This window comes from Streptomyces cathayae (assembly GCF_029760955.1).
GTDB classification, from domain to species: Bacteria; Actinomycetota; Actinomycetes; order Streptomycetales; family Streptomycetaceae; genus Streptomyces; species Streptomyces cathayae.
The window spans coordinates 6,333,428-6,359,087 of record NZ_CP121682.1 but is presented as its reverse complement, the minus strand read 5'-3'; the positions used below and the strand labels follow the sequence as shown (position 1 = coordinate 6,359,087).

Annotated in this window: 26 protein-coding genes, 1 tRNA gene and 1 pseudogene; 17 read left to right on the top strand and 11 right to left on the bottom strand. The window is 71.8% G+C overall.

The features are described from left to right. Positions 1 to 67: 67 nt before the first annotated feature. Complete coding sequence (locus PYS65_RS29060; RefSeq protein ID WP_279336904.1) at positions 68 to 1,054, top strand: aldo/keto reductase; 987 nt, start codon at positions 68 to 70, stop codon at positions 1,052 to 1,054. Continuing rightward, positions 1,051 to 3,306 carry a helix-hairpin-helix domain-containing protein gene (locus PYS65_RS29055; RefSeq protein WP_279336903.1) on the top strand — a complete coding sequence of 752 codons (2,256 nt, stop codon included), beginning with the start codon at positions 1,051 to 1,053 and terminating at the stop codon, positions 3,304 to 3,306. The genes PYS65_RS29060 and PYS65_RS29055 overlap by 4 nt, the downstream gene beginning before the upstream one ends. 85 nt (positions 3,307 to 3,391) lie before the next feature. Here PYS65_RS29055 and PYS65_RS29050 read toward each other — a convergent pair whose 3' ends face one another. Next, the gene (locus tag PYS65_RS29050; protein ID WP_279336902.1) at positions 3,392 to 4,096 is read right to left on the bottom strand and encodes a hypothetical protein; all 705 of its coding nucleotides are present in this window, start codon (positions 4,094 to 4,096) and stop codon (positions 3,392 to 3,394) included. Between the two features lie 47 nt (positions 4,097 to 4,143). Here PYS65_RS29050 and PYS65_RS29045 point away from each other — a divergent pair, with 47 nt between their 5' ends. Beyond that, positions 4,144 to 4,332 carry a DUF5703 family protein gene (locus PYS65_RS29045; protein ID WP_020276814.1) on the top strand — a complete coding sequence of 63 codons (189 nt, stop codon included), beginning with the start codon at positions 4,144 to 4,146 and terminating at the stop codon, positions 4,330 to 4,332. A gap of 81 nt (positions 4,333 to 4,413) precedes the next feature. Here PYS65_RS29045 and PYS65_RS29040 read toward each other — a convergent pair whose 3' ends face one another. The 3 genes from PYS65_RS29040 to PYS65_RS29030 all read right to left on the bottom strand — a co-directional run bounded on the left by PYS65_RS29040 (position 4,414) and on the right by PYS65_RS29030 (position 7,043). Continuing rightward, positions 4,414 to 5,169 (bottom strand): chaplin, encoded by a 756-nt coding sequence (locus PYS65_RS29040; protein ID WP_279336901.1) that lies wholly within the window; start codon positions 5,167 to 5,169, stop codon positions 4,414 to 4,416. Positions 5,170 to 5,334: 165 nt separating this feature from the next. Further along, positions 5,335 to 5,568, bottom strand: a complete 234-nt coding sequence (chpH, locus tag PYS65_RS29035) for a chaplin ChpH (RefSeq protein ID WP_279336900.1) — start codon at positions 5,566 to 5,568, stop codon at positions 5,335 to 5,337. 149 nt (positions 5,569 to 5,717) lie between these two features. Next, positions 5,718 to 7,043, bottom strand: coding sequence for a M20/M25/M40 family metallo-hydrolase (locus tag PYS65_RS29030; RefSeq protein ID WP_279336899.1), 1,326 nt, complete (start codon positions 7,041 to 7,043; stop codon positions 5,718 to 5,720). Between the two features lie 209 nt (positions 7,044 to 7,252). Here PYS65_RS29030 and PYS65_RS29025 point away from each other — a divergent pair. The 5 genes and pseudogenes from PYS65_RS29025 (at position 7,253) to PYS65_RS29005 (ending at position 10,112) form a co-directional block, all read left to right on the top strand. After that, positions 7,253 to 7,340 (top strand) — tRNA-Leu (locus PYS65_RS29025). Positions 7,341 to 7,507: 167 nt separating this feature from the next. Continuing rightward, complete coding sequence (locus PYS65_RS29020) at positions 7,508 to 8,221, top strand: VOC family protein (RefSeq protein ID WP_279336898.1); 714 nt, start codon at positions 7,508 to 7,510, stop codon at positions 8,219 to 8,221. A 75-nt stretch (positions 8,222 to 8,296) separates the two neighbouring features. Next, positions 8,297 to 8,584, top strand: a pseudogene (locus tag PYS65_RS35290) (IS256 family transposase); the annotation flags it as partial. A 29-nt stretch (positions 8,585 to 8,613) separates the two neighbouring features. Beyond that, positions 8,614 to 9,105 carry an HAD domain-containing protein gene (locus tag PYS65_RS29010; protein ID WP_279336896.1) on the top strand — a complete coding sequence of 164 codons (492 nt, stop codon included), beginning with the start codon at positions 8,614 to 8,616 and terminating at the stop codon, positions 9,103 to 9,105. 632 nt (positions 9,106 to 9,737) lie between these two features. After that, positions 9,738 to 10,112: a YchJ family protein gene (locus tag PYS65_RS29005; protein ID WP_279336895.1), complete on the top strand. Its 375-nt coding sequence runs from the start codon at positions 9,738 to 9,740 to the stop codon at positions 10,110 to 10,112. Positions 10,113 to 10,138: 26 nt separating this feature from the next. On the opposite strand, the gene PYS65_RS29000 is transcribed toward PYS65_RS29005, so the two are convergent. Then, positions 10,139 to 10,840, bottom strand: coding sequence for a FadR/GntR family transcriptional regulator (locus PYS65_RS29000; protein ID WP_279336894.1), 702 nt, complete (start codon positions 10,838 to 10,840; stop codon positions 10,139 to 10,141). Between the two features lie 138 nt (positions 10,841 to 10,978). Here PYS65_RS29000 and PYS65_RS28995 point away from each other — a divergent pair, with 138 nt between their 5' ends. Both PYS65_RS28995 and PYS65_RS28990 read left to right on the top strand, forming a co-directional pair. Next, positions 10,979 to 11,497 carry a gluconokinase gene (locus tag PYS65_RS28995; RefSeq protein ID WP_279336893.1) on the top strand — a complete coding sequence of 173 codons (519 nt, stop codon included), beginning with the start codon at positions 10,979 to 10,981 and terminating at the stop codon, positions 11,495 to 11,497. A 184-nt stretch (positions 11,498 to 11,681) separates the two neighbouring features. After that, positions 11,682 to 13,079: a GntP family permease gene (locus PYS65_RS28990; RefSeq protein WP_279336892.1), complete on the top strand. Its 1,398-nt coding sequence runs from the start codon at positions 11,682 to 11,684 to the stop codon at positions 13,077 to 13,079. Between the two features lie 87 nt (positions 13,080 to 13,166). Here PYS65_RS28990 and PYS65_RS28985 read toward each other — a convergent pair whose 3' ends face one another. Further along, positions 13,167 to 14,708 (bottom strand): APC family permease, encoded by a 1,542-nt coding sequence (locus tag PYS65_RS28985; RefSeq protein WP_279336891.1) that lies wholly within the window; start codon positions 14,706 to 14,708, stop codon positions 13,167 to 13,169. A gap of 71 nt (positions 14,709 to 14,779) precedes the next feature. After that, positions 14,780 to 15,730, bottom strand: a complete 951-nt coding sequence (locus PYS65_RS28980; protein ID WP_279336890.1) for a hypothetical protein — start codon at positions 15,728 to 15,730, stop codon at positions 14,780 to 14,782. A gap of 654 nt (positions 15,731 to 16,384) precedes the next feature. Here PYS65_RS28980 and PYS65_RS28975 point away from each other — a divergent pair. The 3 genes from PYS65_RS28975 to PYS65_RS28965 are packed head-to-tail and all read left to right on the top strand — an operon-like array spanning position 16,385 to position 17,768. Continuing rightward, positions 16,385 to 16,981 carry an NUDIX domain-containing protein gene (locus PYS65_RS28975; protein WP_279336889.1) on the top strand — a complete coding sequence of 199 codons (597 nt, stop codon included), beginning with the start codon at positions 16,385 to 16,387 and terminating at the stop codon, positions 16,979 to 16,981. A 56-nt stretch (positions 16,982 to 17,037) separates the two neighbouring features. Next, positions 17,038 to 17,430, top strand: coding sequence for a YidH family protein (locus tag PYS65_RS28970; RefSeq protein ID WP_279336888.1), 393 nt, complete (start codon positions 17,038 to 17,040; stop codon positions 17,428 to 17,430). Then, a complete protein-coding gene (locus PYS65_RS28965; RefSeq protein WP_279336887.1) occupies positions 17,427 to 17,768 on the top strand; it encodes a DUF202 domain-containing protein in 342 nt (113 codons plus the stop codon). The genes PYS65_RS28970 and PYS65_RS28965 overlap by 4 nt, the downstream gene beginning before the upstream one ends. A 46-nt stretch (positions 17,769 to 17,814) precedes the next feature. On the opposite strand, the gene PYS65_RS28960 is transcribed toward PYS65_RS28965, so the two are convergent. Continuing rightward, positions 17,815 to 18,768 carry an NADP-dependent oxidoreductase gene (locus PYS65_RS28960; protein ID WP_279336886.1) on the bottom strand — a complete coding sequence of 318 codons (954 nt, stop codon included), beginning with the start codon at positions 18,766 to 18,768 and terminating at the stop codon, positions 17,815 to 17,817. A gap of 177 nt (positions 18,769 to 18,945) precedes the next feature. Between PYS65_RS28960 and PYS65_RS28955 the strand changes: the two genes are divergently transcribed. After that, positions 18,946 to 19,971, top strand: coding sequence for a phosphotransferase family protein (locus tag PYS65_RS28955; RefSeq protein ID WP_279336885.1), 1,026 nt, complete (start codon positions 18,946 to 18,948; stop codon positions 19,969 to 19,971). A gap of 6 nt (positions 19,972 to 19,977) precedes the next feature. Beyond that, on the top strand, positions 19,978 to 21,192 hold the full coding sequence (locus tag PYS65_RS28950) for an acyl-CoA dehydrogenase family protein (protein WP_279336884.1): 1,215 nt from the start codon (positions 19,978 to 19,980) through the stop codon (positions 21,190 to 21,192). Positions 21,193 to 21,210: 18 nt separating this feature from the next. Here the strand turns inward: PYS65_RS28950 and PYS65_RS28945 are convergent, their stop codons facing one another. Further along, entirely contained in the window at positions 21,211 to 21,804 is a 594-nt protein-coding gene (locus PYS65_RS28945; RefSeq protein WP_279336883.1) for a TetR/AcrR family transcriptional regulator, read from the bottom strand. Between the two features lie 290 nt (positions 21,805 to 22,094). Then, complete coding sequence (locus PYS65_RS28940) at positions 22,095 to 22,868, bottom strand: SDR family oxidoreductase (RefSeq protein WP_279336882.1); 774 nt, start codon at positions 22,866 to 22,868, stop codon at positions 22,095 to 22,097. A gap of 269 nt (positions 22,869 to 23,137) precedes the next feature. On the opposite strand from PYS65_RS28940, the gene PYS65_RS28935 reads away from it, so the two are divergent. Next, the gene (locus tag PYS65_RS28935) at positions 23,138 to 24,406 is read left to right on the top strand and encodes an exo-beta-N-acetylmuramidase NamZ family protein (RefSeq protein ID WP_279336881.1); all 1,269 of its coding nucleotides are present in this window, start codon (positions 23,138 to 23,140) and stop codon (positions 24,404 to 24,406) included. A 70-nt stretch (positions 24,407 to 24,476) separates the two neighbouring features. Here PYS65_RS28935 and PYS65_RS28930 read toward each other — a convergent pair whose 3' ends face one another. Beyond that, positions 24,477 to 24,713: a hypothetical protein gene (locus PYS65_RS28930; protein WP_279336880.1), complete on the bottom strand. Its 237-nt coding sequence runs from the start codon at positions 24,711 to 24,713 to the stop codon at positions 24,477 to 24,479. A gap of 320 nt (positions 24,714 to 25,033) precedes the next feature. Between PYS65_RS28930 and PYS65_RS28925 the strand changes: the two genes are divergently transcribed. Then, on the top strand, positions 25,034 to 25,636 hold the full coding sequence (locus tag PYS65_RS28925; RefSeq protein WP_279336879.1) for a hypothetical protein: 603 nt from the start codon (positions 25,034 to 25,036) through the stop codon (positions 25,634 to 25,636). The last annotated feature ends 24 nt before the right edge of the window (positions 25,637 to 25,660 follow it).

The window sequence follows — 25,660 nt, the reverse complement described above, 5'->3', positions numbered from 1 at the left end:
GGACTCGGGGAAAACGGTTGTCCACAGGCACCCACACCGCGGGTGTCGGCCAGTAATCTCGGCGTTCATGGAGCAGAGGCATCTCGGCCGTACCGGCCTGCGCGTGTCCCGTATCGGTCTCGGGACCCTGACCTGGGGCCGGGACACCGACGAGCACGACGCCGCGGACCTCTTGAAGACGTTCTGGGAAGCGGGCGGGACCCTCGTCGACACCGCCGACGTGTACGGCGACGGGGAGGCCGAGTACCTGCTCGGGCAGCTCATGGGCGGGCTGGTGCCGCGCCGGGACCTCGTCATCTCGACGAAGGCCGGGAGCGTACCGGACCCGGAGCGCAGATTCGACGGTTCGCGCGGTCATCTGCTCTCCGCCCTGGACGCCTCGCTCGCCCGTCTCGGCACCGATCACGTCGACGTGTGGCACGTCCACGCCTACGATCCCTCCACCCCACTGGACGAGACGCTCCAGGCCCTCGACATCGCCGTCGCCAGCGGGCGTGCCCGCTATGCCGGGGTGTCCAACTTCTGCGGCTGGCAGCTGGCCAAGGCGGCGACCTGGCAGCTCGCCGCGCCGGGGGTGCGGGCCCGGCTGGCGAGTACCCAGATGGAGTACTCGCTGCTCCAGCGGGGTGTGGAGCGGGAGGTGCTGCCGGCGGCCGTCGACACGGGGATCGGGATCCTGCCGTCCTCGCCGCTCGGGCGGGGCGTACTGACCGGCAAGTACCGGAACGACGCCCTGCCGCCGGACTCGCGGGGCGCCTCCGAGCACATGGCGCCGTTCGTCGCGCCGTACCTCGACGACACGGCGAGCAGGATCGTGGACGCCGTGACCACGGCGGCGGACGGGCTCGCCGTGACCGCGCTCCAGGTCGCCCTCGCGTGGGTGCGGGACCGGCCGGGCGTGGCCGCTCCCGTCGTCGGCGCGCGCAACGCGCGGCAGCTCACGGCGGCACTGTCAGTGGAGGCGCTTACTCTTCCTGACGAGATCTGCCGGGCGCTCGACGACGTGTCGGCGCCCGTGCACCGCTATCCCGATCACGACTGGAGCACGCTGTGAGCACGGAGCCGTCCGAGACCGCGGAGGACGTCGAGCCGGGGACGCCGGACGAGCCGGCTCGGACCGAACCGGCCGGGGCGGAGACCGACCCGGCCGAGCAGGGCGGAGGCCCGGCCGAGCAGAGCGGGGACGCAGCCGAGGAAGGCGGGGACGCGGCCGAGGGGCGGCAGGTGTCCGAGAGCGAGGCCGAGTTGCTCGCGCAGCGGGCCGAGCGGGAGCGGATCGAGCGGCGGAAGGCGGAGCGGCGGGAGCCGATCGAGGCCGGCGCCAAGCTGAGCGGCCGGGCCGCCGACCTGCTCGCCGCCGTGCGGGCCGTGGAGAGCGGCGAGCAGCCGGTGACCGCCGTGTTCGAGGAGGCGGCGCCCGCGCCGCGGCGACCCGCTCCCGAACCGGCGCGACCGGCGCCGCCGGTGACCGTCGAGGCGGCCCCCGCCACCGAAGTGGTCGCGGCCGTACGCGCGGTACTGGCCCAGGGCGGGGCACCCGAGACGCTCGCCGTACAGACCGCCGGAGTGCTGGGCGAGGGGGCCGCGGAAGCCCTGCGCGCCGATCCGTGGCAGCTGCTGCGAGTGGCCGGTGTACGGCCTCCGCAGGCGGACGGGTTCGCCCGTGCGCTGCTCGGCTCCGCCGCCGGGCCGGACGACGCGCGGCGGGTGCGGGCCGTCACCGGGTGGCTGCTGGAGCAGGCCGCGGCGGCCGGGCACACCGCGCTGGAAATGTCCGTGCTGACCGCCGCCCTCGAGCAACAGGGAGTGCCGGATTCCGAGGGGGCCGTGCGGGACGCGATCTCGGACGGCGACGTCCTCGTCTTCCAGGACCCGCTGCCGGAGGCGGGCGCTCCCGCACCGCAGCGGGTCGGTGCCGGAGCCGGGGAAGGCCAGGACGGTACGGAGGAAGCGGACGGAGCGGACCGGGAGCGGCCCGTCCGGGTCCTCGTGGGGCTGGAGCGGTACGCGATGGCCGAGGAGAGCCTCGCCGACGGCCTGGCCCGGCTCGTCGGCTCCGCTCCCCGGCAGGACGGTCCGGACGCGGAGTGGGAGCGGGCCGCCGCCGCGGCGGGCGGCTCCGGGGGTGAGCTGATCCGTGCGGTCGCCGGCCACGGTCTCGTCCTGCACACCGGTGGGCAGGCGTCCCTCGCCGAGCCGGCGGCCCTGCTGCGGGCGGCGCACGGTCTCGGGCTGCGCGCCTGGGCCGCCGCGCACGATCCGGCCGGGCGCGCCCGGTTCGCGGCCCTGCTGGAGGCTGCCGCGGCCGGGGGTGCCGGGACGGCCGACGAAGCCGGAGCCGAGGGCCCCGGGACCGCCACCGTCGCCGGGCTGCTGTCCGGTGCCGAGGGGCCGGGGCGTGACTCCGACGGGGCGCTGCGGCTGGATCTGCTCGTCGTCCTGGACGCTCCCCGGCTGGACGTCGAGGCGGCCGCGCTGGTCACGGAGTCGCTGCCGGACGGTGCCCGGCTGGTGCTGGCCGGGGATCCGGGGGTGCTGTGGTCCGTCGGGCCGGGACGGGTGTTCGCCGATCTGCTGGCGGCGCGCGTCTGCCCGCAGATCGCCTCCCGGCGGCCGGATCCGGGGCCTCTGGGCGAACTGGTCTCCGGTATCGGCGCCGGTGAGCTGAGCCAGGTGGCGGCGCCCGGCAAGGAGGTCGTCATCGTGCCGGTGCGGGACGCGGGCGAGGCCGTGCACCGGACCGTGCAGCTCGTGGTGGACTCGGTGCCGCGCGCGATCGGGGTGCCGGCCGAGGAGACGCAGGTGATCACCCCGGGGCACGGGGGCGCGGTGGGCACGCGCGCGCTGAACGCCGCGCTGAAGGAGCGGCTCAATCCGGGGCCGGGGCGCTTCGGCGGATTCGACCCGGGCGACCGGATCGCCTACTCCCCCGCCCGGGGGCGTACGGTGCCGGGCCGGGTGGTGCGGGCCGACGCCGACGGCCTGCACCTGTCCTGCGCGGGCGAGGCCCTCGTGGTGCCGCAGGAGCGCGTGGAGCAGTCCGTACGGCACGGATGGGCGCTGACCGCACACCAGGCCGCGGGGTGCCGGTGGCCCGCGGTGGTCGTGGTGCTGCCGGGCGATGCCGTTCCGGCGTTGAGCCGGCCCTGGGTGTACACCGCGTTCAGCCGGGCGGACCGCCATCTGTCCGTGGTGCACGGTGTGGAGCAGGCGCTGCCGCGCGCCGTGGCGGAGGTGGCGGCCAAGCCCCGGACGACCCGGCTCCCGGTACTGCTGGCGCCGCAGATTCCGGCAGCCGCCGGCTGACTGCCGCCGCCCGCAACGGTGAGGGCGGTGACACCCTCGGTGCCACCGCCCTCACCCTGCGTCCGGGACCCGGGCCCGGGCCCGCTCAGCGATCCGCGTCCAGGGGCTCCAGATCCTCGTCCTCGTCCGGAATCCGCACCTGCCCGGCCTCGAGGCCGTCGTCCCTGTCGTCGTCGAGGTCGTCGTCCAGGTCCTCGTCGAAGACCGCGCTGACGTCGAAGCGGCACACGACCCGGGCCGGGTCCACCTGCTCGAACGGGGCCGCCAGCCATTCACCGGGCTCCGCCGGTTCGTCCGATGCCGTCACCCAGAGCGTGGAGTCCCCCTCCTCCAGGCCGAACTCCTTGTGCCGGGATGCGATCTCGTCCGGCTCGAACTCGCCGAACAGGACGCCGAGCGCGCCGTGGACGGTGTCCGAGGCGTCCGAGCCCTCCTCGTCGTCCGCCGCCTCGATCCGCTGGGCGTGCGCCAGCAGCCGCTGCGGCTCCACGACGGCGTAGTCGCGGCGGATCAGCACGCTCAGCGCGTTCGGCTCCTCCGGTCCGGTGTAGGGCGGCAGGGCGTCCTCCGCACCGGGGATCTCGAAGGGCGTCACCTCGTCGTGGCGGTCGTAGAGCAGTTCGTCGTACGCCTCAGCGGCTACGGCCAGCTCGTTGAACGCCTCGTAGACGGCCGGGTCGTCCTCACCCGACCGGCGCTCGACCGCGGCCAGGTGGCGGTCGAGCGCGGTCTTGACCGCCTCGGCGGCGGCGCGTACCTCGGCAGCGGTGGGCTGCGCAGCATCAGACATAGTGCAGACGCTATCCGTACCGGGGCCCAGCACGCACAATAGATGCGATGCCGGAATACGAATTTGTCGACGTGTACGTACCGCGCGGGGTTTCCCGCAAGGAGGCGGCACGTCTGCTGACGGACCACGCAGAGTACGGTCACTGGGAGTTGGACCGTCTGAGCCTGCTGCGCGACGGCAGCCGCAAGGTGCGGCTGCGGCGGCGGATCATCCGCCAGGTACGCGCGACCTGGTGAGCTCGGGCCACCTGCCGACAGCCGTGAGATCGGTCGGGGAGCGGGCCCCGCGGTCGCGGGGCCCGCTCCCTGTGACCCCTGTCACGCGGCGGCCCGTGCCTTGCGGTAGAGGACCGCTCCGGCGAGCAGCGCGCCCGCGCCGACCGGCAGGGCGAGACCCATCGGCAGCTCGCTGCCGGTCCGGGCGAGCTGCGCCTCGGCCTGGGGCGCGGCGACGGACCGAGGGCCCGGCTGGTTGTCCTGCGCGGGGCCGGCCGGGGTTTCCTCGCGCGGAGCGGACGGCGTGCTCGGTTCGCCACCGGGCTCCTGCGGCTCCGCCGGGGCGTCCGGAGCGTCCGGGGCGCCGTTGGTGCAGTCGTTGCCCGTGGCGGCGTTGCCGGCGCCGATGACGTCGACGGTGTTGCCGCAGACGTTCACCGGGATGTGGACCGGCGCCTGGATCTGGTTGCCGGAGAGCACACCGGGCGAGCCGGCGGTGTGTCCGTCGGCGTGCGCACCACCGTGGCCACCGTGACTCCGGTGGCCGCCGGAGTCACGGTGCTGGCCGGACTCTCCGTGGTGGCCGGACTCTCCGTGGCCGGCCGAGGTGGGACCACCCTGGTTGGCGCAGGAGTTGCCCACGGACGGGTTGAGGACACCGACGACGTCGACGGTGTTGCCGCAGACGTTCACCGGCACGTGCACCGGCGCCTGCACCGTGTTCCCGGAGAGCACGCCGGGCGAACCCGCGGCGGCACCCTGCGCGCCGGAGTCGGCGTGGGCGACCCCGCCCGCGGCGGCGATCACGCCGGTGGCGGCGGCCACGGTCATCAGGCCCTTGCGGGTGACCTGTCGCATAGCTGAAATCCCTGCCTTCGACCTTGTGCCGGGAATTCCGTCCGTCGGATTCCCGGTATTGCGACGTTCTGCGAGACCGGTCGGCCCCGGAGCGCATGGCGCGCGCTCCGGGGCCGACGAGCTCAAACCCTGGAAAGTGCTTGCCCTAAGGGGCGAGGCACAACGTCACTGGTTGACGCAGACGTTGCCGACGGCGGGGTTCAGCAGCCCGATCACGGAGACCGTGTTGCCGCAGACGTTCACCGGGACGTGCACCGGGGCCTGGACGACGTTGCCCGAGAGGACGCCCGAGGAGTGCGTGGCGGCACCCTGGGCACCGGAATCGGCGGCGGCCATGCCCGCACCCGCGAGAACCAGTCCACCGGTGGCGGCGGCGACAGCGACGACCTTCTTGATCATTATTCCTCCTCGTTGGCAATGCGATCCCAAGTCGCGGATCACATCATGGGTAACGAGGAAGGAGTAATGAGGCTACGAGCTTATCGTCGCATTCACTCTTCCCGGTCAACTCCGCACGTCTGCACGATTATCGGAACCGTCGAATTACCTCAGGAGGCGTCCAGGAACCGGTCGAGCACCCGCACCCCGAACTTCAGTCCGTCCACCGGCACCCGCTCGTCGACCCCGTGGAACATGCCGGCGAAGTCCAGCTCCGGCGGCAGCTTCAGCGGGGCGAAGCCGAAGCAGCGGATACCGAGGTCGTCGAAGGACTTGGCGTCGGTGCCGCCGGAGAGCATGTACGGCACCGCCCGCGCGATCGGGTCCTCGGCGCCGAGCGCCAGCTGCATGGCGTCGACCAGCCGGCCGTCGAAGTCGGTCTCCAGCGCCTTGTCGGCGTGCACGTCCTCCCGCCTCACCCGCGGGCCGAGGATGCGGTCCAGGTCGGCCAGGAACTCCTCCTCGTACCCGGGCAGGAAGCGGCCGTCGACATGGGCGGTGGCCTGGCCGGGGATGACGTTGACCTTGTAGCCGGCGCCGAGCATGGTGGGCGCCGCCGAGTTGCGCAGCGTGGTGCCGATCATGCGGGCGATGCCGCCGAGCTTGGGGAGGGTCTCCTCCATGTTCTCCGGGTCGAGCTCGGTGCCGAGCGCGTCGGAGAGCTCGTCCAGGAAGGCCCGTACGGTCTTGGTGACCCGTACCGGCCACGTGTGCCGGCCGAGCCGGGCCACCGCCTCGCTGAGTTCGGTGATCGCGTTGTCGTCGTTGGTCATCGAGCCATGGCCCGCCGTGCCGTCGACGGTGAGCCGCATCCAGTGCATGCCCTTCTCGGCGGTCTCGACGAGGTAGAGGCGCAGCTTCTCGTTGACGGTGAAGGAGAACCCGCCGACCTCGCCGATCGCCTCGGTGACGCCCTCGAACAGCTCGGGGTGCTTGTGGACCAGATGTTTGGCGCCGTAGGTGCCGCCGGCCTCCTCGTCGGCGAGGAAGGCGAGGACGACGTCGCGCGGGGGCTTGCGTCCGCTGCGCATGCGGTCGCGGACGACGGCCAGCGTCATCGCGTCCATGTCCTTCATGTCGACGGCGCCACGCCCCCACACGCAGCCGTCGGCGATCTCGCCGGAGAAGGGGTGGTGGGTCCAGTCCGCCGCGTTGGCCGGTACGACGTCGGTGTGCCCGTGGATCAGCAGCGCGGGCCGCGAGGGGTCCTCCCCCTCGATCCGCGCCACGGTGGAGGCCCTGCCCTTGTGGGACTCGAAGATCTGCGGTTCCAGGCCCACCTCGGCGAGCTTCTCGGCGACGTACTCGGCCGCCTTGCGCTCGCCGGGGCCCGAGTGGTCGCCGTAGTTGCTGGTGTCGATCCGGATCAGGTCGCGGCAGAGGTCCACGACCTCGTCCTCACCGGTGACGCCCTTGGCCGTGTCCGTCACGCTCACGTGGTTCCTCCCGCTGTCACTGCTGGTGGGTCCCCCTCATCCTCTCCCCAGAACGCATCCGCCCCAAGACCGGACCCGGCCCGTCGCACGGCGTTCACGCCGGGACGGAGCAGGCCCGGCAACGCACCCACCGGGGTGATCGGCCACCCCGGAAAGCCTGGTAATGTTTACGTCGTCGCAGCGGGGGAAACCCGCGCGTCAGACACCTTGTCCGGGTGGCGGAATGGCAGACGCGCTAGCTTGAGGTGCTAGTGCCCTTTATCGGGCGTGGGGGTTCAAGTCCCCCCTCGGACACCAGCAGGAACGAAGGGCCTTTGATCCCCAAGGGCCCTTCTTCATTGCCCGACCGACCGACAGGTCATGCGCGGGGTCCTCGGGTGATGCGAATGAGGATCCTCGTTCGAGGCGCTGACATGGCGCCCTGCCGACAGCTGGCACTCAGCGGACCGAGGATGCGTGGCGCAATGAGCAGCCGACTCTTCGCAGTCTTCTTCGACGCTCACCAGCCCGAGCGCCTGGCGCATTTCTGGTCCGGCGTCCTGGGCTTGGAGAGAGCCGACGATCCTTACGACGGCGTCGCCCTGCTGTCCGGGAATGACGCCGGCTACCGCCTCGGCTTCCGTCCCTCCCAGGCGCAGAAGGTCGCCCAGAACCGGCTGCACTTCGACCTGACCAGCTCCTCCCTGGAGAACCAGCAGGAGACCGTGGCCAGAGCGCTCGACCTCGGCGCGCAGCACGCCGACGTCGGCCAGGGACCGGACGCGTCCCATGTGGTGCTCACCGACCCCGAGGGCAACGAGTTCTGTGTCCTCGAGCCGCACAACGATTTCCTGGCCGGCTGCGGTCTCATCGGAGCGCTCGCCTGCGATGGTTCGCAGGCCGTGGGCTACTTCTGGAGCGAGGCGCTGGGCTGGCCGCTGGTCTGGGACCAGGGCGAGGAGACCGCCGTCCAGTCACCGAACGGCGGTACGAAGATCACGTGGGGCGGTCCGCCGCTGATGCCGGACCCCGGCAAGGACCTGCACTTGGACCTCGCCCCGGACGGCGATCAGCAAGCGGAGGTCGAGCGCCTGCTCTCCCTCGGGGCGCAGCGTCTCGAATCCGCCCGTGGAGGGGACGGCGCGGTGCTGCTGGCCGACCCCGACGGCAACGAGTTCCGCGTGCTCACGCGCCGGTGAAGCCGGAACCGACACCCAGCCGAATTGCGCAGCAGAGTCCGTACCTTCCAGCACCTCCACCGTCGCCGGGTCGATCGCGGTGACGGCGTGACGGGCGAGCGCAAGCGGTTCCTCGTCGAAGATCCTCACCTCCTGGTGCCGGAAGTACCTGGAGATCAGCAAGGTCCTGCCCCTGCTCTACCTGCCCGGCCGGTCCTCCGGCGGCTTCGCGCCCGCCATGGAGCAGTTACCCGGCTCGGCCGCCGAGCTCTCAGCGGCGACCGTGACCCGGCTGACCGAGCAGTGGCAGGACGACCACACCGCCTCCCAGAACCAGGCCCCGGCCTCATCCGACGCGTGTACGTGCGGGCCGACGGCATCCATCCGGTCGAGCATGAGCAGGACACCGTGGCATGAGTGAGCGCGAAGAACGCCCGCTGCTGTTCCTGGACGTCGACGGACCTCTCCTGCCGTTCGGCGACGGCCCGCAGTGCGAGCCATCGGGCACCGCGTCAGATTCGCACCTGGCACGGCTCGACCCACGTGTCGGTCCTCGGCTCGCGGCGCTGCCGTGCGAACTGGTCTGGGCCACAACCTGGGAGGAGGAGGCGAACACCGAGCTAGCACCACGGCTCGGCCTACCGCAACTGCCGGTCGTGAACTGGCCGGAACCCTCCGACGCGCACGAGGACCAGTGGTTCGGGCTCCACTGGAAGACCCGAGCCCTGGTGGCATGGGCGGACGGACGTCCGTTCGTCTGGGTCGACGACGAGATCACCGACGCCGATCGGGACTGGGTATCCACTCACCATCCCGCCCCGGCTCTCCTCCACCCCGTCGCGTCGTCCCGAGGCCTCACCGACGAAGACTTCGCAGTCCTCGATCAATGGCTACGGGCTGTTTGAGACTCACCGCGGTGATCCACCCGCTCAGGCACGCCAAGGTCCGCGCCTGAGCGGCCGGCCACGACGGTCGTGTCCACCCTGTGGGGTAGCCGCGATCACGACGGTGACGCAGGTCATGCGCGTCATCAAGCGGCGATACTCGCGCCGAGCCGACTCGTCGGCAGGTACGGGTCGTGGTCGCCATGACGGACGCGGAGGCCCATGGAGCCGACCTCGGTGAAAGTCACGTCACCATCGACAATGCCGCGCCGCAGGCATCACCGACCGGCCTACCTTCCTCCTCATGATGTCCGCAGTCTTCTGCCGCGAGGTCTCCCCCGCGTTCCCCGAGGCCATGAAAATCGACCGTTTCCCACCCTCTCGTATCAATGATCCGGCAACACGGCGATCGTCACTCCGCCATCCGCCTGTCCAGAATCACAGACCACTCTGTCCCCTCCGAACCATCAACGTCCCCACCGCACCAGCCAGTTCCACGTCAGCTCCGCATGAGACACAGAGCTGTTCGTGCGGATGCAACCGCCAGCCACCATCCGACGGGCAGGCGGGGACAGTGCGTCCCAGGAGCTCGGTCCCGCACCACCTCACGGGCCGCCGTCAAGACTCGGAACGGACCGGGCAGAATGGCCGACATGACCACGCGTTCCTGCCCCTGCGGACTCCCCGAGACCTACGAGGCGTGCTGCGGCCGCTTCCACGCGGGGACGGCCGTCGCGCCGACCGCCGAGCGGCTCATGCGGTCGCGGTACTGCGCCTTCGTGCGGCTGGACGCCGGTTACCTGCTGCGCACGTGGCATCCGCGGACGCGGCCGGAGCGGGTCGACCTCGATCCCGGGATGCGGTGGACCGGGCTGGAGATCCTGGACACGACCGGCGGCTCCGCCTTCCACACCACCGGGACGGTGACCTTCCGGGCGTCCCACCGGGGCGGCTCACTGCACGAGCGCAGCCGCTTCGAGCGGGTGGACGGGGCGTGGGTGTACGTCGACGGGGACTTCCTCGACTGAGGGGACTTCCTCGACTGACGGCGCCCTCAGGGTGCCAGGATGTCGAGTTCCTGGAGCGCCCCCACGGTGATCTCGCGGGTCAGGTGCTCCGCGCGGGCGGCGTCGCGCTCGCGGACCGCTTCGGCGACCTGGACGTGCAGGGTGACCGCGGCCGGGTCGGGATCGTCGAACATCACGTCGTGGCGGGTACGGCCGGTGAGGACCTCCGCGACGACGTCACCGAGGCGCGCGAACATGTCGTTGCCGGACGCGGTGAGGATCACCCGGTGGAAGGCGATGTCGTGGAAGAGGTATCCCTCCAGCCGCTGTCCGCGTGAGTTGGCGACCATGCCGAGAGCGCACTCGGTGAGTTCGGCGCACTGCTCGGCGGTGGCGTTGCGGGCGGCGAGCCCGGCCGCGACCGGCTCGACGGCCGAGCGCAGCACCGTGAGCGAGCGCAGCTGCCGGGGCCGGTCCGCGCCGGCCAGTCGCCAGCGGATGACCTGGGGGTCGTAGACGTTCCACTCGCGGGTCGGGAGGACCGTCACACCGACGCGGCGCCGGGACTCGACGAGGTGCATGGACTCCAGGACGCGCACGACCTCACGCATCACGGAACGTGACACGTCGAAACGCTGCGCGAGCTCGTCTGTACGCAGAACGCTGCCGGGCGGGTACTCGCCTCCGGTGATCTCGGGGCCGAGGGTGTCCAGTACGCGGCCGTGCAGACCCCGGCCCATGGTGCTCATCCACACAGAGTACGGGGCGGATCACGGAAGCAAAAGGTCAGACTTATTCGTCACACAGTCTTGAAATTGTCTTACCTATAGGTTTCAGTTGCGGTCGACATCAGGTTGTCGAGGGCGACAACAGACTGTGAGGCAGCGATGAACACCCCCCATGTCGTAGTGGTCATGGGTGTCGCGGGCACCGGCAAGACCACCATCGGTCCCCTGCTCGCGACCCGGTTCGACGTCCCGTACGCCGAGGCCGACGACTTCCACCCGGAATCCAACATCGTCAAGATGTCGGCCGGCACCCCGCTCACCGACGAGGACCGGCTGCCCTGGCTGGACGCGATCGGTGACTGGGCGCACGGGCGGTCCGGTCTCGGCGGGGTGGTCAGCTGCTCGGCGCTGAAGCGGTCGTACCGCGACCGGCTGCGGGCGGCCGCGCCCGGTGTGGTCTTCGTGCATCTCACCGGTGACCGCGCGCTCATCGAGGACCGGATGTCGCACCGCGAGGGGCACTTCATGCCCACGGCCCTGCTCGACTCCCAGTTCGCCACGCTCCAACCGCTGGGCGAGGACGAGTTCGGGGTCGCCGTCGACGTGTCGGGCAGCCCGGAGGAGATCGCCGAACAGGCGGTCACCGCCCTGTCGGCCCTCGCCGAGCCGGCCCCGTAGTTCCCCTGCCGCAGGCCCTCTCCGGGCCTGCCCCGAGCCGGCTCACGGGTCCCCGCCCTGAGCCGTCTCCACCGGTCCCCGCTCCCCCGGGGACCCCATACACCCCGAGGTTCCCCCACGCCCCGGTTCCCCGTAGTTCCCCCGTACTCCCAGGGGTTCTCCCCGTACTCACAAGGGATTCACCGTGACCAGACTCAGAGTCGAGATGCTGGCAGCGGACGCACCCGAGGCGATCACCTCGGCCGGCCACACCCAGCTGGGCATCGCCGTCCTGGCGGGTATCGCCGTCATCGTCCTGCTCATCACCCGCTTCAAGCTGCACGCCTTCCTGGCCCTGACGATCGGTTCGCTGGCCCTCGGCGCGTTCGCCGGGGCACCGCTGGACAAGGTCATCGCCAGTTTCAGCGCCGGACTCGGTTCCACCGTCGCCGGTGTCGGCGTGCTCATCGCCCTCGGGGCGATCCTCGGCAAGATGCTCGCGGACTCCGGCGGCGGCGACACGATCGTCGACACCATCCTCGCCAGGGCCAACGGCCGCACCATGCCCTGGGCGATGGTGCTGATCGCCTCGGTGATCGGTCTGCCGCTGTTCTTCGAGGTCGGCGTCGTCCTGCTGATCCCGGTCGTGCTGATGGTCGCCAAGCGCGGCAACTACTCCCTGATGCGGATCGGCATCCCGGCGCTCGCCGGTCTGTCCGTGATGCACGGCCTGGTGCCGCCGCACCCCGGCCCGCTGGTCGCGATCGACGCGCTCGACGCCAACCTCGGCGTGACGCTCGCGCTGGGTGTGCTCGTCGCCATCCCGACGGTGATCATCGCCGGTCCGCTCTTCTCCAAGTACGCCGCCCGCTGGGTGGACGTCCCGGCCCCCGAGCGGATGATCCCGCAGCGCGCCTCCGAGGACCTGGAGAAGCGCCCCGGGTTCGGCCCGACGCTGTTCACCATCCTGCTGCCGGTCGTGCTGATGCTGGCCAAGGCACTGGTCGACATCGTCATCGACGACCCCGAGAACAACGTCCAGCGGGTCTTCGACGTCGCCGGCTCCCCGATGATCGCCCTGCTCGCGTCCGTGCTCGTCGGCATCTTCACGCTGGTCCTGCCCGCCGGATACGACAAGAGCCGGATCTCGCAGCTGGTCGAGAAGGGCCTCGCCCCGATCGCCGGCATCCTGCTGATCGTCGGCGCGGGCGGCGGCTTCAAGCAGACGCTGATCGACTCGGGCATGGGTCAGATGATCCTCGACATCTCCGCGGACTGGGCGATCCCGGCCCTGCTGCTCGGCTGGCTGATCGCGGTGGCGATCCGGCTGGCGACCGGTTCGGCGACCGTCGCGACCATCTCGGCGGCCGGTCTGGTGGCGCCGCTCGCGGCCGACATGTCGACCACGCACGCCGCTCTGCTGGTGCTCGCCATCGGTGCCGGTTCGGTCTTCTTCAGCCATGTCAACGACGCCGGTTTCTGGCTGGTGAAGGAGTACTTCGGGCTGGACGTGGGCCAGACCATCAAGACCTGGTCGATCATGGAGACGATCATCTCGGTGGTCGCCGGTGCTCTGGTGCTGCTCCTGTCGCTGGTCATATAGGCGACCGGTCGGCCCTTCGGACACGGCCTCGGCCGCGGTACCGCATGTGCGGTACCGCGGCCGAGGCCGTTTTCGGAAGGGCCGGGCCTACGCGTCGCGCTCGGCCTCCTTGTCCAGTTGGAACGCCTCGTTGCCGAGCCCGATGCGGGCGTGGACCTCGGGGGCGCGGGCGCGCAGGACCAGGCCCTGGACCAGGCCGGCGACGAGGGCCAGCCCGATGATGCCGGGCAGCAGCCGGCTCAGCGCGGAGCCGGGGCCGGCGCCGACGAGCACGTCGAAGTCCTTGACGGTGTAGCCGGCGATCACGACCAGGGCGAGGCCCGCCAGCGCCGAGGTGACCAGCCGCCAGGCCTGGGCGCCGGCGGCCCCGCGGCGGACGAAGAAGACGACGACGGACAGCGAGGCGATCGCCATCAGCACGATCACGCCGAGGGCGCCGATGTTGCCGCCCCAGGTGAACAGGTGCAGGACCGGCGCGGTCGGGTCGCCGATCGGCTTGTCGTCGGTGAGGGCGAAGGCGAGGACGAGCACCACGGCGATGCCCGTCTGGAGCAGCGAACCGGTGCCGGGGGCGCCGCTGGTGCCGGTGGTGCGGCCGAAGGCGCCGGGCAGCAGGCCCTCGCGGCCCATGGCGAAGGCGTACCGGGCGACGACGTTGTGGAAGCTGAGCAGCGCGGCGAACATGCCGGTCACGAAGAGGACGTGCAGGACGTCCGTGAAGGTGCCGCCGAGCCGGGCCTCGGTCAGGTGGAAGAGCAGTCCCGCGCTCTGCTCCTGCGAGGTGGCGACGATGTCGGCGGGGCCGGTGGCCACGGTGAGCGCCCAGCTGCTGATCGCGAAGAAGACGGCGACGCCGGTGACCGCGAGGAACATCACGCGGGGCACCAGGATGTGCGGCCGGCTGGTCTCCTCCGCGTAGACCGGGGCCTGCTCGAAGCCGAGGAAGGCGGCGATGCAGAAGCACAGGGCGGTGCCCACGCCGGCACCGGTGAGGGTGTCCGGGTTGAAGGCGTGCAGGGACAGCCCTTCCTTGCCGGGGTCGGCGATGGCGGCGACGTCGAAGACGACGACCAGGAGCACCTCGATGACCAGCAGGACGCCGAGCACGCGCGCGTTGACGTCGATCTTCAGCCAGCCCAGCACGCCAACGGCGGCCGCGGCCGCGAGCGCCGGTATCCACCAGGCGACCTCCAGGCCGGCGTAGGTGGCGAAGAGCCCGGAGACCTCGAAGCCGAAGATGCCGTAGATGCCGACCTGGAGCGCGTTGTAGGCGACCAGCGCGACCATGGCGGCGCCCGCGCCGGCGGTGCCGCCGAGGCCGCGGGAGATGTACGCGTAGAAGGCGCCGGCGTTGTGGACGTGCCGGCTCATCTCGGCGTAGCCGAGGCTGAACAGCACCAGCACGGTGCCGAGGACCACGAAGAGCAGGGGCTGGCCGACGATGCCCATCACCGCGAATGTAGTGGGCATGACACCTGCGACCACCATGAGCGGGGCGGTCGCGGCGAGCACGGAGAGCAGCAGACCGCCCGTGCCGAGGCGGTCGGCGCGCAGGGCGCGCTCCTGCCCCTTGAAGGTGCTGATGCCGTCCGCTGCGGATCTGCTCGGGCTCGAACTGTCCGTGGTCATCGGAAGACCGTCCTTGGGTCGGGAGTGGGTGTCGGGCGTGATGCGGTGAGCTGGATCGGACGCGTGCGGGGTCATCCGGTGCCGAGGGCGGTGGCCCGTGCGGCGCGGAAGGCGGTGAGCGGGTCGCGGTCGGGGTACGACCAGGGGGCCGGGGTGGCCTTGTCGCCGATGCGGTGGAACAGGGCGGCGGCCTCGGCGCCCCGGCCCTCGCAGACCTTGGCGTGGGCGAGGAAGTTCAGGTCGATCAGACGGCGCGGATGGCCTTCGTGCTCCCACTCCAGCCACCAGTCGAAGGCGGCCTTCATCACCTGCCGGGCACGGCGGCCCACCCAGTGGCCGGAGGCAGCCGGATCGGCGCGCTCGTGGCCGGCGGCGGCGAGTGCGCGGTAGCGCTCGGCGTGCGCGATGACCGGCAGCATCGCCAGGGGGGAGTCGGCGGGTGCCTGTTCGGCGGACCAGTTGGCGAAGTCGTAGACCTCGTGCAGCGGGTCCGGGCCCGTCTCCACGCGGCGTTCGGCGAGCCAGGCGACCACCAGGTGGTGGGCGTGGTGGTGGTCCGCGTACCGGGTGCGGACCTGTTCGAAGATCCGCACCACGTCGCCCTCGGCGCCCTGGGCGCGCTCCAGCAGCAGCAGACCGAGCCACGGCGTGGGGTCGGCGGGCGACACCGCGGCCGCCCGGCGGCAGGCCTCGCGCGCCTGGGCCGGCTTCTCCTTTCCGCGCAGGGCGCGCCTCACCTGGGCCAGGGCGAGCAGGACCGACGCGTCCTCGGAGTCGGGCTCGGCGAGCAGCCAGTCGCGGACCCAGGCGGCGCTGGAGGACTCCCGGGCGAGCGCGGTGATCCGGTGTCCGCGGCGGTCCCAGTCGTCCCCCGTGCGGACGAGCAGCGAGCGGGCGGTCTGCCACCGGCCTTGCGCCAGCGCGGCCCGCGCGGCGACGAGCTCCTCGTCGTCGAGGGCCTCGTCGAAGGCCTGTGCCGCACGTCTGCGGGCACGGCCGAGGGGAGGCGGGGGTGGAGACACCGCGGACTTCCTCACGCGCTCTTCTTGTGGCTCGGCCCATGTCGGACGCACGGTCGGTACGGCAGTGGTCGGCTGCCGATAGCCATGGACTGATCACGCACAGCAAACCGGCAGCCAACAGTTGACGTCAAGGGCGCCCGAGTCATTACACGCGTCAACCAGCGTCACGGACAGGTCACTTGGGTTCCGGTGGCCGGGTCCACGTCCTTCCGGCGGGACGGAGCCGGCGGTTCCCGGATGTCGTACCCGCCGTGGACGGCCGGTCCTGCTTGGAGGGGTGGGTAACTGCTCGCCGGGGAGTGCGCACGAGGTCGCGTTAGCTCGATCGTGTGATGGTTCGTTCGTGAGCTTGTGGTGCCCTGGGCCGACTGGGCTAGCGTGAGCGTGCGATCTGGGACGCCGGGTGTGGCGTCAGCGTGCGGGGCCCCCGCTCCACCGGAGTGATGGTTCGGGGCCTCCCCGTCGCCTCTGGCCACACCCATATGGCCAGGTCGTGAGGGAACCGGCCTCCCGGGCCCGGACCACGCACAGGATGCGTGTCGCCGCCCCGGGGTCGAGTACGCCGGGGACCAGTGCGCCCAAGACCGTTCGGGGCGTGCGACCGAGTGGGCTCGCTCCTGCTCAGTCTTCAGGAACGGTGTTTGGATGGGTGTCATGAGTGCCGCTGACGGGCCTGCGCGGGCCGCCGACGAGATCCTCGACATCGTGGACGAGGACGACCGGGTGACCGGCCGGTCCCCGCGCGGGGAGGCCTACGCCCGGAAACTGCGGCACCGTTGCGCGTTCGTCCTGGTCAGGGACGCCGAGGGCCGGATCTTCGTGCACCGCCGCACCGCGACCAAGCTGGTCTTCCCCTCCCTGTACGACATGTTCGTCGGCGGGGTCGTGGGCGCCGGGGAGAGCTACGACGAGGCGGCCCTGCGTGAGGCCGAGGAGGAACTGGGCGTGTCCGGGCTGCCGCGCCCCGAGTACCTCTTCAAGTTCCTGTACGACGACGGCGCCGGCCGGAGCTGGTGGTCCGCGGTGTACGAGGTCCGCTGCGACCTGCCCGTACGTCCCCAGGCCGAGGAGGTGGCCTGGCACGCCTTCCTGACCGAGGCGGAGCTGGAGCGGCGCCTGAACAAGGGAACCGAACAGACCGAACAGACCGAGCAGACCGAGCGGACCGGGTGGACGTGGACACCGGACAGTCGGGCCGCGTACGAACGGCTCAGGGCCGCCCGGGCCCGGGAGCCGGAGCGTCCGGGGTAGGTGCCCCGTCCGGGCCAGGTGCTGTCCGGGCAGGGCGTCCCCGGTAGGGTCGCGGCGTGATCGACTTCGTACGGAACGTCCGGCTCTGGTTCGCGCCCGAGGACGTGCGGCAGGAGGGGGACACGCCCGACTACCGGTTCTCGCTGGCGAACGAGCGTACGTTCCTGGCCTGGCTGCGCACCGCCCTCGCGCTGATCGGCGGCGGCTTCGCCGTGGACCAGTTCCTGCCGAACCTGCGCTGGGGCTGGCGGGTCGGGCTCGCGCTGACGCTGCTCGCCGCCGGGGTGCTGTGCGCACTGCGCGCGGTCGACCACTGGGTGCGCTGCGAGCGGGCCATGCGGCGCGGCGAGGACCTGCCGGTGTCCCGGTTCCCGGTGCTGCTGAGTCTCGTCGTCGCCGTCGTCGCCGTCGCGATGGTCGTCGTGGTGCTCGTCGGGTGGGAGGTGTGAGCGGGCCGGCCGGGGCCCCGGCGCCCCGGGATCCCGGGCTGCAGCCCGAGCGGACCCGGCTCGCGTGGCGGCGTACGACCCTCGCGTGCACCGTCGCGTCCGTGCTCGCGGTGCGCATGGCGCTGCACGGCGGGTTGTCGGCCGCCGGGGCGGTCCTGTGCGCGCTGTGCTGCGCCTGCTGGCTGGGGTTCCTCCTGGTCGCCCACCGCCGGATCCACGCCCTCGCGGCCACGGCCGCCCCGGCCGCGCCCTCCCCCCGGCGGCTCACCGCGGCGGTGCTCTGCACCGGGGCCCTGGCCGCGTCCGGGGCGGCCCTCGTCCTGCTGGACCGGAGTTAGCCGCGCCGTCCCGACAGGTCGGTGGCGTGGCTCCCGGAAGGCGGCCTCACCGGTTCTCCGGCTCCCCGGGCTCCCCTCCCACGGTGACCACGATCTTGCCCCTGGTCCGGCCCTCCTGGTTCAGCCGGTGGGCGTCCGCCGCCCGTTCCAGCGGGAACGTCTTCGAGACGTGCACGCGCACCGCGCCCTGCTCCGCCAGTTCGGACAGGTGTCCGAGATCCCGGGGATCAGGGCGGACGAAGCAGTAGCGGCCTCCGTGGCCCACCGCCTCGTGGTCGGCGATCGACGCGAGCCGGCCCTCGGGGGCCAGGAGGTTGGCCGAGACCTTCAGGGCGTCGCCGCCGACCGTGTCGAACACCGCGTCCACGCCTGTGGGGGCGAGCCCCCGCACCCGCTCGGCGAGGCCGTCGCCGTAGGACACCGGTTCCCCGCCCAGCTCGCGGACGAAGTCGTGGTGGTGCTCACTGGCCGTACCGATGACCCGGGCGCCGAGGTGCACGGCGAGCTGGACGGCGAGGGAGCCGACGCCGCCGGCCGCGGCGTGCACCAGGACGGTCTCGGCCCGTTTCACCTCGAGGGCCCTGTACAGCACCTGGTAGGCGGTGAGTCCGGCGAGGGGCAGTCCGGCGGCTTCCTCGAAGGACAGGTTGCGCGGCTTGCGCGCGAGGGCCCGTACCGGGGCGGCCACGTACTCGGCGAAGGTGCCGCGGGAGAGGAAGTCCTCACGCACATAGCCGATGACCTCGTCGCCCGCGGCGAACTCGGGGACCGCGACACCGGGCCGTACGACCACACCCGAGACGTCCCAGCCGGGGATCACCGGGAACACCGGGGCCAGGACCGGGTCGAGATAACCCTCGCGGCACTTCCAGTCGACGGGGTTGACGGCCGCCGCCCGCACCTTCACGAGGACAGAGTCCGGGCCGACCCGGGGATCGTCGACCTCCCCGTACTCGAGCACCTCGGGACCGCCGTATCGCGCATAACTGATCGCCTTCATGGGGTAGACCCTCCGGCGTCGCCTCCCGCCGCGCAAGCCGAATGGCCGAACGGGCGTGTCGTGTGCGCGTGCGGTGGACGGGGCGTGGATCCGGTCACGTTTCGCCCACCCCCTGGACGACATACCGACCGGTCGGCATCATGTGTCGGGTACCGTCACCTGCCCGTAGGAGCGAGAATGAGCCCCGACCACCCGCCCGGACTGGATCTCGACCGGCTGAGTGCCCTGCTCGAGCGGGAGCGCCCCGGTCTGGTGAACGGCCCGCTCTCCGGCCGGCTGATCGAGGGCGGCAGGTCGAACCTCACCTACGCGCTCTCCGACGGCACCGCGCGGTGGGTGGTACGGCGCCCGCCGCTCGGGCACGTACTGGCCACCGCGCACGACATGCGGCGTGAGTACCGGGTGGTCAGCGCGCTGCACCCGACCGCCGTGCCGGTGCCCCGCACCGAGCTGCTGTGCGAGGACGAGGAGGTGCTCGGGGCACCCTTCTACGTCATGGAGTTCGTCGACGGCGTCCCGTACCGGACGGCGGACCAGCTGGTGCCGCTGGGGCCGGAGCGCACCCGTCGGGCCGTGCTCGGCCTGGTGGACACGCTCGTCGACCTGCACGCGGTGGACCCCGGCGAGGTGGGCCTGTCCGACTTCGGCCGCCCCGAGGGCTTCCTGGACCGGCAGCTGCGGCGCTGGGGCAAACAGCTGGACGCCTCCCGCGACCGGGAGCTGGCCGGGATCGACGAACTGCACGCCGCGCTGGGGCGGAAGCTGCCCCGCTCCCCCGCTCCGGCCGTGGTGCACGGTGACTACCGCCTGGACAACGTCCTGATCGGCGAGGACGACGACGAGATCAAGGCGATCCTCGACTGGGAGATGTCCACGCTCGGCGATCCGCTGACCGACCTCGGTCTGCTGGTGATGTACAGCATGCCGCTGGCCATGCCCGACTCCCCCGTCTCCACGACGGCCGAGGCACCCGGGCATCCGGCGCCCGCCGAGCTGATCGAGCGGTACGCCGCCCGCTCGGGACGCGACGTCCGCGCGGTGTCCTGGTACACGGCGTTCGCCTGGTTCAAGCTCGCCGTGATCCTCGAGGGCATCCACTACCGCTACACGCTGGGCCAGACGGTCGGCCGCGGTTTCGACCGCATCGGCGAACTGGTCCCCGTCTTCATCGAGCACGGTCTGACCACTCTTCAGGAAGGCTGACGGGACATGGACTTCGCGTTCGACGCGCGCACCGAGGAGCTGCGCGCCAGACTGCTCGCCTTCATGGACGAGTACGTCTACCCGGCCGAGCAGGTCGCCCACGAGCAGCGCGCCGGGCTGGCCTCGCCCTGGGACACCGTCCCCGTGGTGGAGGACCTCAAGGCCGAGGCCCGCCGGCAGGGGCTGTGGAACCTGTTCCTGCCCGACTCCACGTACGGTGCCGGCCTCACCAACCTCCAGTACGCCCCGCTCGCCGAGATCACGGGCCGCTCCCCGCAGCTGGCGCCCACCGCCACCAACTGCGCGGCGCCCGACACCGGGAACATGGAGGTGCTGGCCCAGTTCGGCGACGAGCAGCAGCAGAAGCAGTGGCTGGAGCCCCTGCTGACGGGGGAGATCCGCTCGGCGTTCGCGATGACCGAGCCGGAGGTGGCTTCCTCGGACGCCACCAACATCACCACGCACATCGAGCGGGACGGCGACTCGTACGTCGTCACGGGCCGCAAGTGGTACATCTCCGGGGCGATGCACCCGGACTGCAGGATCTTCATCGTGATGGGCAAGACCGACCCGGACGGGGCGGACATCCGCCGCCAGCAGTCGATGATCCTCGTGCCCCGCGACACGCCCGGCGTCACGATCGAGCGCGCCATGCAGGTGTTCGGCTACGAGGACCACTCCCACGGCGGCCACGCCGAGGTGGTCTTCGACCGTGCGCGCGTGCCGGTGGCGAACCTGATCGGTGAGGAGGGCGGCGGTTTCGCCATCGCCCAGGCGCGGCTCGGCCCCGGCCGGATCCACCACTGCATGCGGTTGATCGGCATGGCCGAGCGGGCGATCGAGCTGATGTGCCGGCGGGCCGTGTCCCGTGACGCCTTCGGCAAGCCACTGGCCCAGCAGGGCGTGGTGCAGAACTGGATCGCGGACGCGCGGGTCGCGGTCGAGCAGCTGCGGCTGCTGGTGCTGAAGACGGCCTGGATGATGGACACCGTGGGCAACCGAGGTGCCCACACCGAGATCCAGGCCATCAAGATCGCCACCCCGCGCACGGTCGTCGGCATCCTCGACCGGGCCATCCAGCTGTACGGGGCCGGCGGGGTCAGCCAGGACTTCCCGCTGGCCGAGCTGTACGCCGGCGCCCGCACGCTGATGATCGCCGACGGCCCGGACGAGGTGCACCAGCGGTCGCTGGCGCGCCGGGAGCTGAAGAAGTACCTGTAGGCAGGGAGCTCCGGCGGCTCAGGGGCGGAGTGCGCGCAGCAGCAGGTCGGCGAGGTGATCGGCGACCTGCTGCGGCGTGAGCGGCCCGTCGGGGCGGTACCAGGTCGACAGGTGGTGCACGGAGCCGAAGTGGTAGTCCACCACCAGGTCGGCCGGGGTCGCCGTGGAGAACACGCCCGCCGCCTGGCCCTCCTCGACCAGGGCGCGGAAGCGCTCGTGGTAGCGGCGGCGCTCGGCCCGTACCTGCTTGTTCTTCTCCGGGCTCAGATGGTGCATGGAGCGGAAGAAGATCGACGCGTCGTCCAGGTTCTCGATCGTCGTGACGACCACGTCGGCCGCGGCACCGCGCAGGCGCTTCTCGATCGGCTCGTCGGCGTTCGCGTAGGAGTCCAGGCGTTCCTGCTGGACGCGCAGCACACGCGCGTAGACCTCGTGCAGCAGGTCGTCCTTGGAGCCGAAGTAGTGGTAGAGCGCGCCCTTGGTGACACCGGCCGCCTCGACGATCTCCTGCACGGAGGTGCGGTCGTAGCCCTGCTCCGCGAAGAGCCGGGTGGCGGCGGCCAGGAGCCGCTGCGGCACCGGGGGCCCGTCACCGTCCGTCGTCCTGGGCACTGCCGCCACCTGCCTTCCGTTTCGTTGTCACTGTTCGTTGTCGCTGATCGTTGTCACTGGCCACTGGTCATCGGTCGCTGCCGCTGATCGTCGCTGCCGCTGATCGTCGCCGCTACCGGCCGTCGTCACCACCGGTCGTCGCCGCTGGTGCCGTCGGCCGTCCCGCGTCGGGGGAAAACGGTTCCCCGACGGGGATCCTCCCACCTGCCGTCCGCGGCGCGTCGGGCAGGATCTCCGGCTGCCGCGCGGGCTCGCGTGCGGTCATGGCCGGTCATGACCGTCCCGGCGGCTCACCGGGTGGCCTCCCAGTGCCGCTGGATGCGGTTCATGCCACCGAGCCAGCGCTCCGGGTCGGCCGCGCGGGCCTGGTAGTACTCGGCGACCTCGGGGTGCGGCAGGATCAGGAAGCGGTCCTCCTCGATGCCGCGGAACAGGGCCTCGGCCACGTCCTCGGGCTCGATCGCGGTCGGCCTGAGCACCAGCTCGCCCGCGCTGCCGCTGTCGGTGAGCATGTCGGTGCGCACCCCCTGCGGGCAGATCGCGTGGACCTTCACACCGCGGTGGCGGTACGTCAGGGACAGCCATTCGGCGAAGGCGTAGGCGCCGTGCTTGGTGACGCTGTAGGGGGCGGTGCCGATCATGGTGAGCAGTCCGGCGGCGGAGACGGTGGAGACGAAACGGCCGCTGCCGCGTTCCAGCCAGTCGGGGAGCAGCGCGTGCGCCGCGCGGACGTGGGCCATGACGTTGACGTCCCAGGAGAGCGTCCAGCCCTGTTCGTCGAGCGGCCCGCCGGGCTCCCCGCCGTCACGGCCGACGCCCGCGTTGGCGCAGTAGACGTCGATCCTGCCGCCGAGCGCGTCCAGGGCCTCGGGGACGACGCGGGACGCGTCGCCCGGGACCGCGATGCCGCCGATCTCCTCGGCGACGGCCTCGGCCCGGTCGGCGTCCAGGTCGTTGACGACGACCTGGGCCCCCTGGCCGGCGAAGCGACGGGCGAGTGCCGCCCCGATGCCGCCCCCGGCACCCGTGACGACCACCTTCGCACCCTGCACGGCTTCCACCATCGGACTCCTTCGACACGACCGGCCGACCGCTTGCCCGGCCGGCTCTGTTTCCCGGTGATCCCGGTGATTCCGGCGATCTCGGCCCGGCCGCGGCGGTGACGCGCCGCGTTGCCGCCGTCACGCCGCCCGCATCACGCCAGACTAACCGGTCGGTATGCCGGGCGGAAGGAGAAGACGTGAACCGGCCGGGCCCTGCTCGTTCCCCGGCGCGGTTCACGCGCGTTAACGTGCGTGGGCATGACACCCGCAGCGATCACGGAGGTCACGGTATGAAGCTGTCCAGACGGAGCCTGCTCGCCACCACCACGGCTGCCCTCTCGGCCACTGCGGCCACCGCCGCCACCACCGTCCCGGCGCACGCGGCCCCCGGCCGGGCCCCCGCCGCGGGCCGGAGGCTGCGCACCGGCTTCGAGCAGCTCGCGGCGGACGGTTACGCGCTGCTCGACGGCCGACGCGTCGGCGTGGTCACCAACCCGACGGGCATCACCCGGGACGTACGGCACATCGTCGACGTCATGCACGCCGACGACCGCGTGGACCTGACCGCCGTGTTCGGACCCGAGCACGGCTTCCGGGGCACCGCGCAGGCGGGCGGCTCCGAGGGCCGCCACGACGACCCGGCGACCGGCCTGCCCGTCTACGACACGTACCTGAAGAGCGGCCGGCCCCTGGCCGACGTCTTCACCGCGTCCGGCGTCGACACGGTCGTCTTCGACATCCAGGACGTGGGCGCCCGCTTCTACACGTACATCTGGACGCTCTACGACTGCATGGAGGCGGCGCGGCTCGCGGGCAAGCGGTTCGTCGTCCTCGACCGGCCGAACCCGATGACCGGGCGGGCGGCGCTGGGGCCCGTGCTGCATCCGGAGTTCGCGACGTTCGTCGGGCGGCAGCCGATCGCGCAGGCGCACGGGATGACGGTGGCGGAGCTGGCGCGACTGTTCAACGCGGAGTTCCTGGCCGATCCGGTACGGCTGGAGACGGTACGGATGTCGGGCTGGCGGCGGTCCGACTTCTACGACGCCTCGGGGCTGCCGTGGGTACCGCCCAGCCCCAACATGCCGACGCCCGAGACGGCCCTGGTGTACGCGGGGACGTGCCTCTTCGAGGGCACCAACCTGTCCGAGGGGCGCGGGACGACCCGGCCGTTCGAACTGCTGGGCGCGGAGGGGATCGACGGGCGCTGGGCGGCCGAGGCGAACGGGCTCGGCCTGGCGGGTGTGCGGTTCCGTGAGGCGTACTTCGCGCCCACGTTCTCCAAGTTCCAGGGGAGGACCGTCGGGGGCGTGCAGCTCCACGTGCACGACCGGGACGCGTTCGATCCGGTACGTACGGGAGTGGGGCTGCTGGTCACCGCCAAGCGGGCGTGGAGCGGATTCGCCTGGCGTCCGGACCACTGGATCGACAAGCTGACCGGCTCCACGCGGGTGCGCACGATGATCGACGCGGGCGCGGACACGGACGAGGTCGTGGCCGGCTGGCGGGACGAACTGGCGGCGTTCCGTCGGATGCGCCGGGAGTACCTGCTGTACCGCTGACGCACGGGCGTCCGCCTCGCGGGCAGTCCGCCGGGCACGCGCCGTACGGCGGCTACGGCGGCTAAGACGGCTACAGCGACGACAGCGACGACAGCGACAGGAACGGCGGCGGGCCGGACAGTGGCCCGCCGCCGTTCGGCTTCCCCAGGTCGTTCACCTCTGTCACCTGCAGCGATGCCGCCTCGGCCGCGTCCGCCGGGGACAGCGGGGTGATCAGGGAAGCGATCGGTGCGCATAACGTCGCGTTCTTCAGGAACCCGTGGAGGCTGCGGGGAGTTCTCAGACTGTCGAGGGGTGTGCGCGGCACGCCGCGGCACGGGGGCTCCTCCCGACGGGGACGGGGCGGGAGGCTACCGCCGGTGTCCCCGCGACGGAAGGTGAACACGCGCCACCTTCCGCTGCGGCGGCGCTGAAGATGACCACGCGGAACCACAACTGAATCATCGGACACGGGAGTTGACCGGTGACTCACCATGACCGGCCGACGGCCGGTCCGTGACCGCCCGACGGGGGCCGTCGAAAAAAGATGGAGCCGATCCGCGTGTCGATACGTCTACTCGACGACGTCCGTTCGACGACGCCGAAGTGACCGGATTACAGGTGCAGGTGTGACGGAGGTGCAGGACGATGGCCGGTTTCCGAAGTCTGGCGAGACAGGTCCGAGATCCACGGTGCGACCTGGCGCTGCGGCGCTATTCGCTGCGCAAGTGCCTTGAGCGATTCGCTCCGTACGGACACAGGGCGACCTGGGACCATCTGTGCTCCCGTGCCGGGTTCGACCCCGAGGACCGCTCCGTCGACCCGGCGCGGCTCGTGGCCGCACTGGACGAACTGGAGGAGGCCCGGGCGGTCTGGCAGTCCTACGAGGTCGAGTTCGCCGAGCGCCGCAGGAAGGAGAAGCACGACGGCCTGCGCAGGCCGGGCAGCGTGGACGACTGGCACCGGCTGACCTGGGGCGGTTTCGGCGTGGCCTGGTGCGACGACCCGCGCGTACATCCGCGTGAGCCGCTGGCCGAGGTGCTGCGACGGCTGATCGCCGCGCTGGAGCGAGAGCCGGGTTCGGCCTGCCCCGTGTGCCGGGGGGAACGGCTCAGGTGGCGGTACGACCTGGACCACGAGCCGTCGACGGGTCCGGTCTGCACGGACTGCGGGATCCTGGTGCCGCGCCCCGTCCTGACCGCCGAAGCACTGGCGGACGCCAGGCGGTCGAAACTGCTGGTGTCGGCCTGAGGGGTGTGGGGGCGCGCCGGGGAT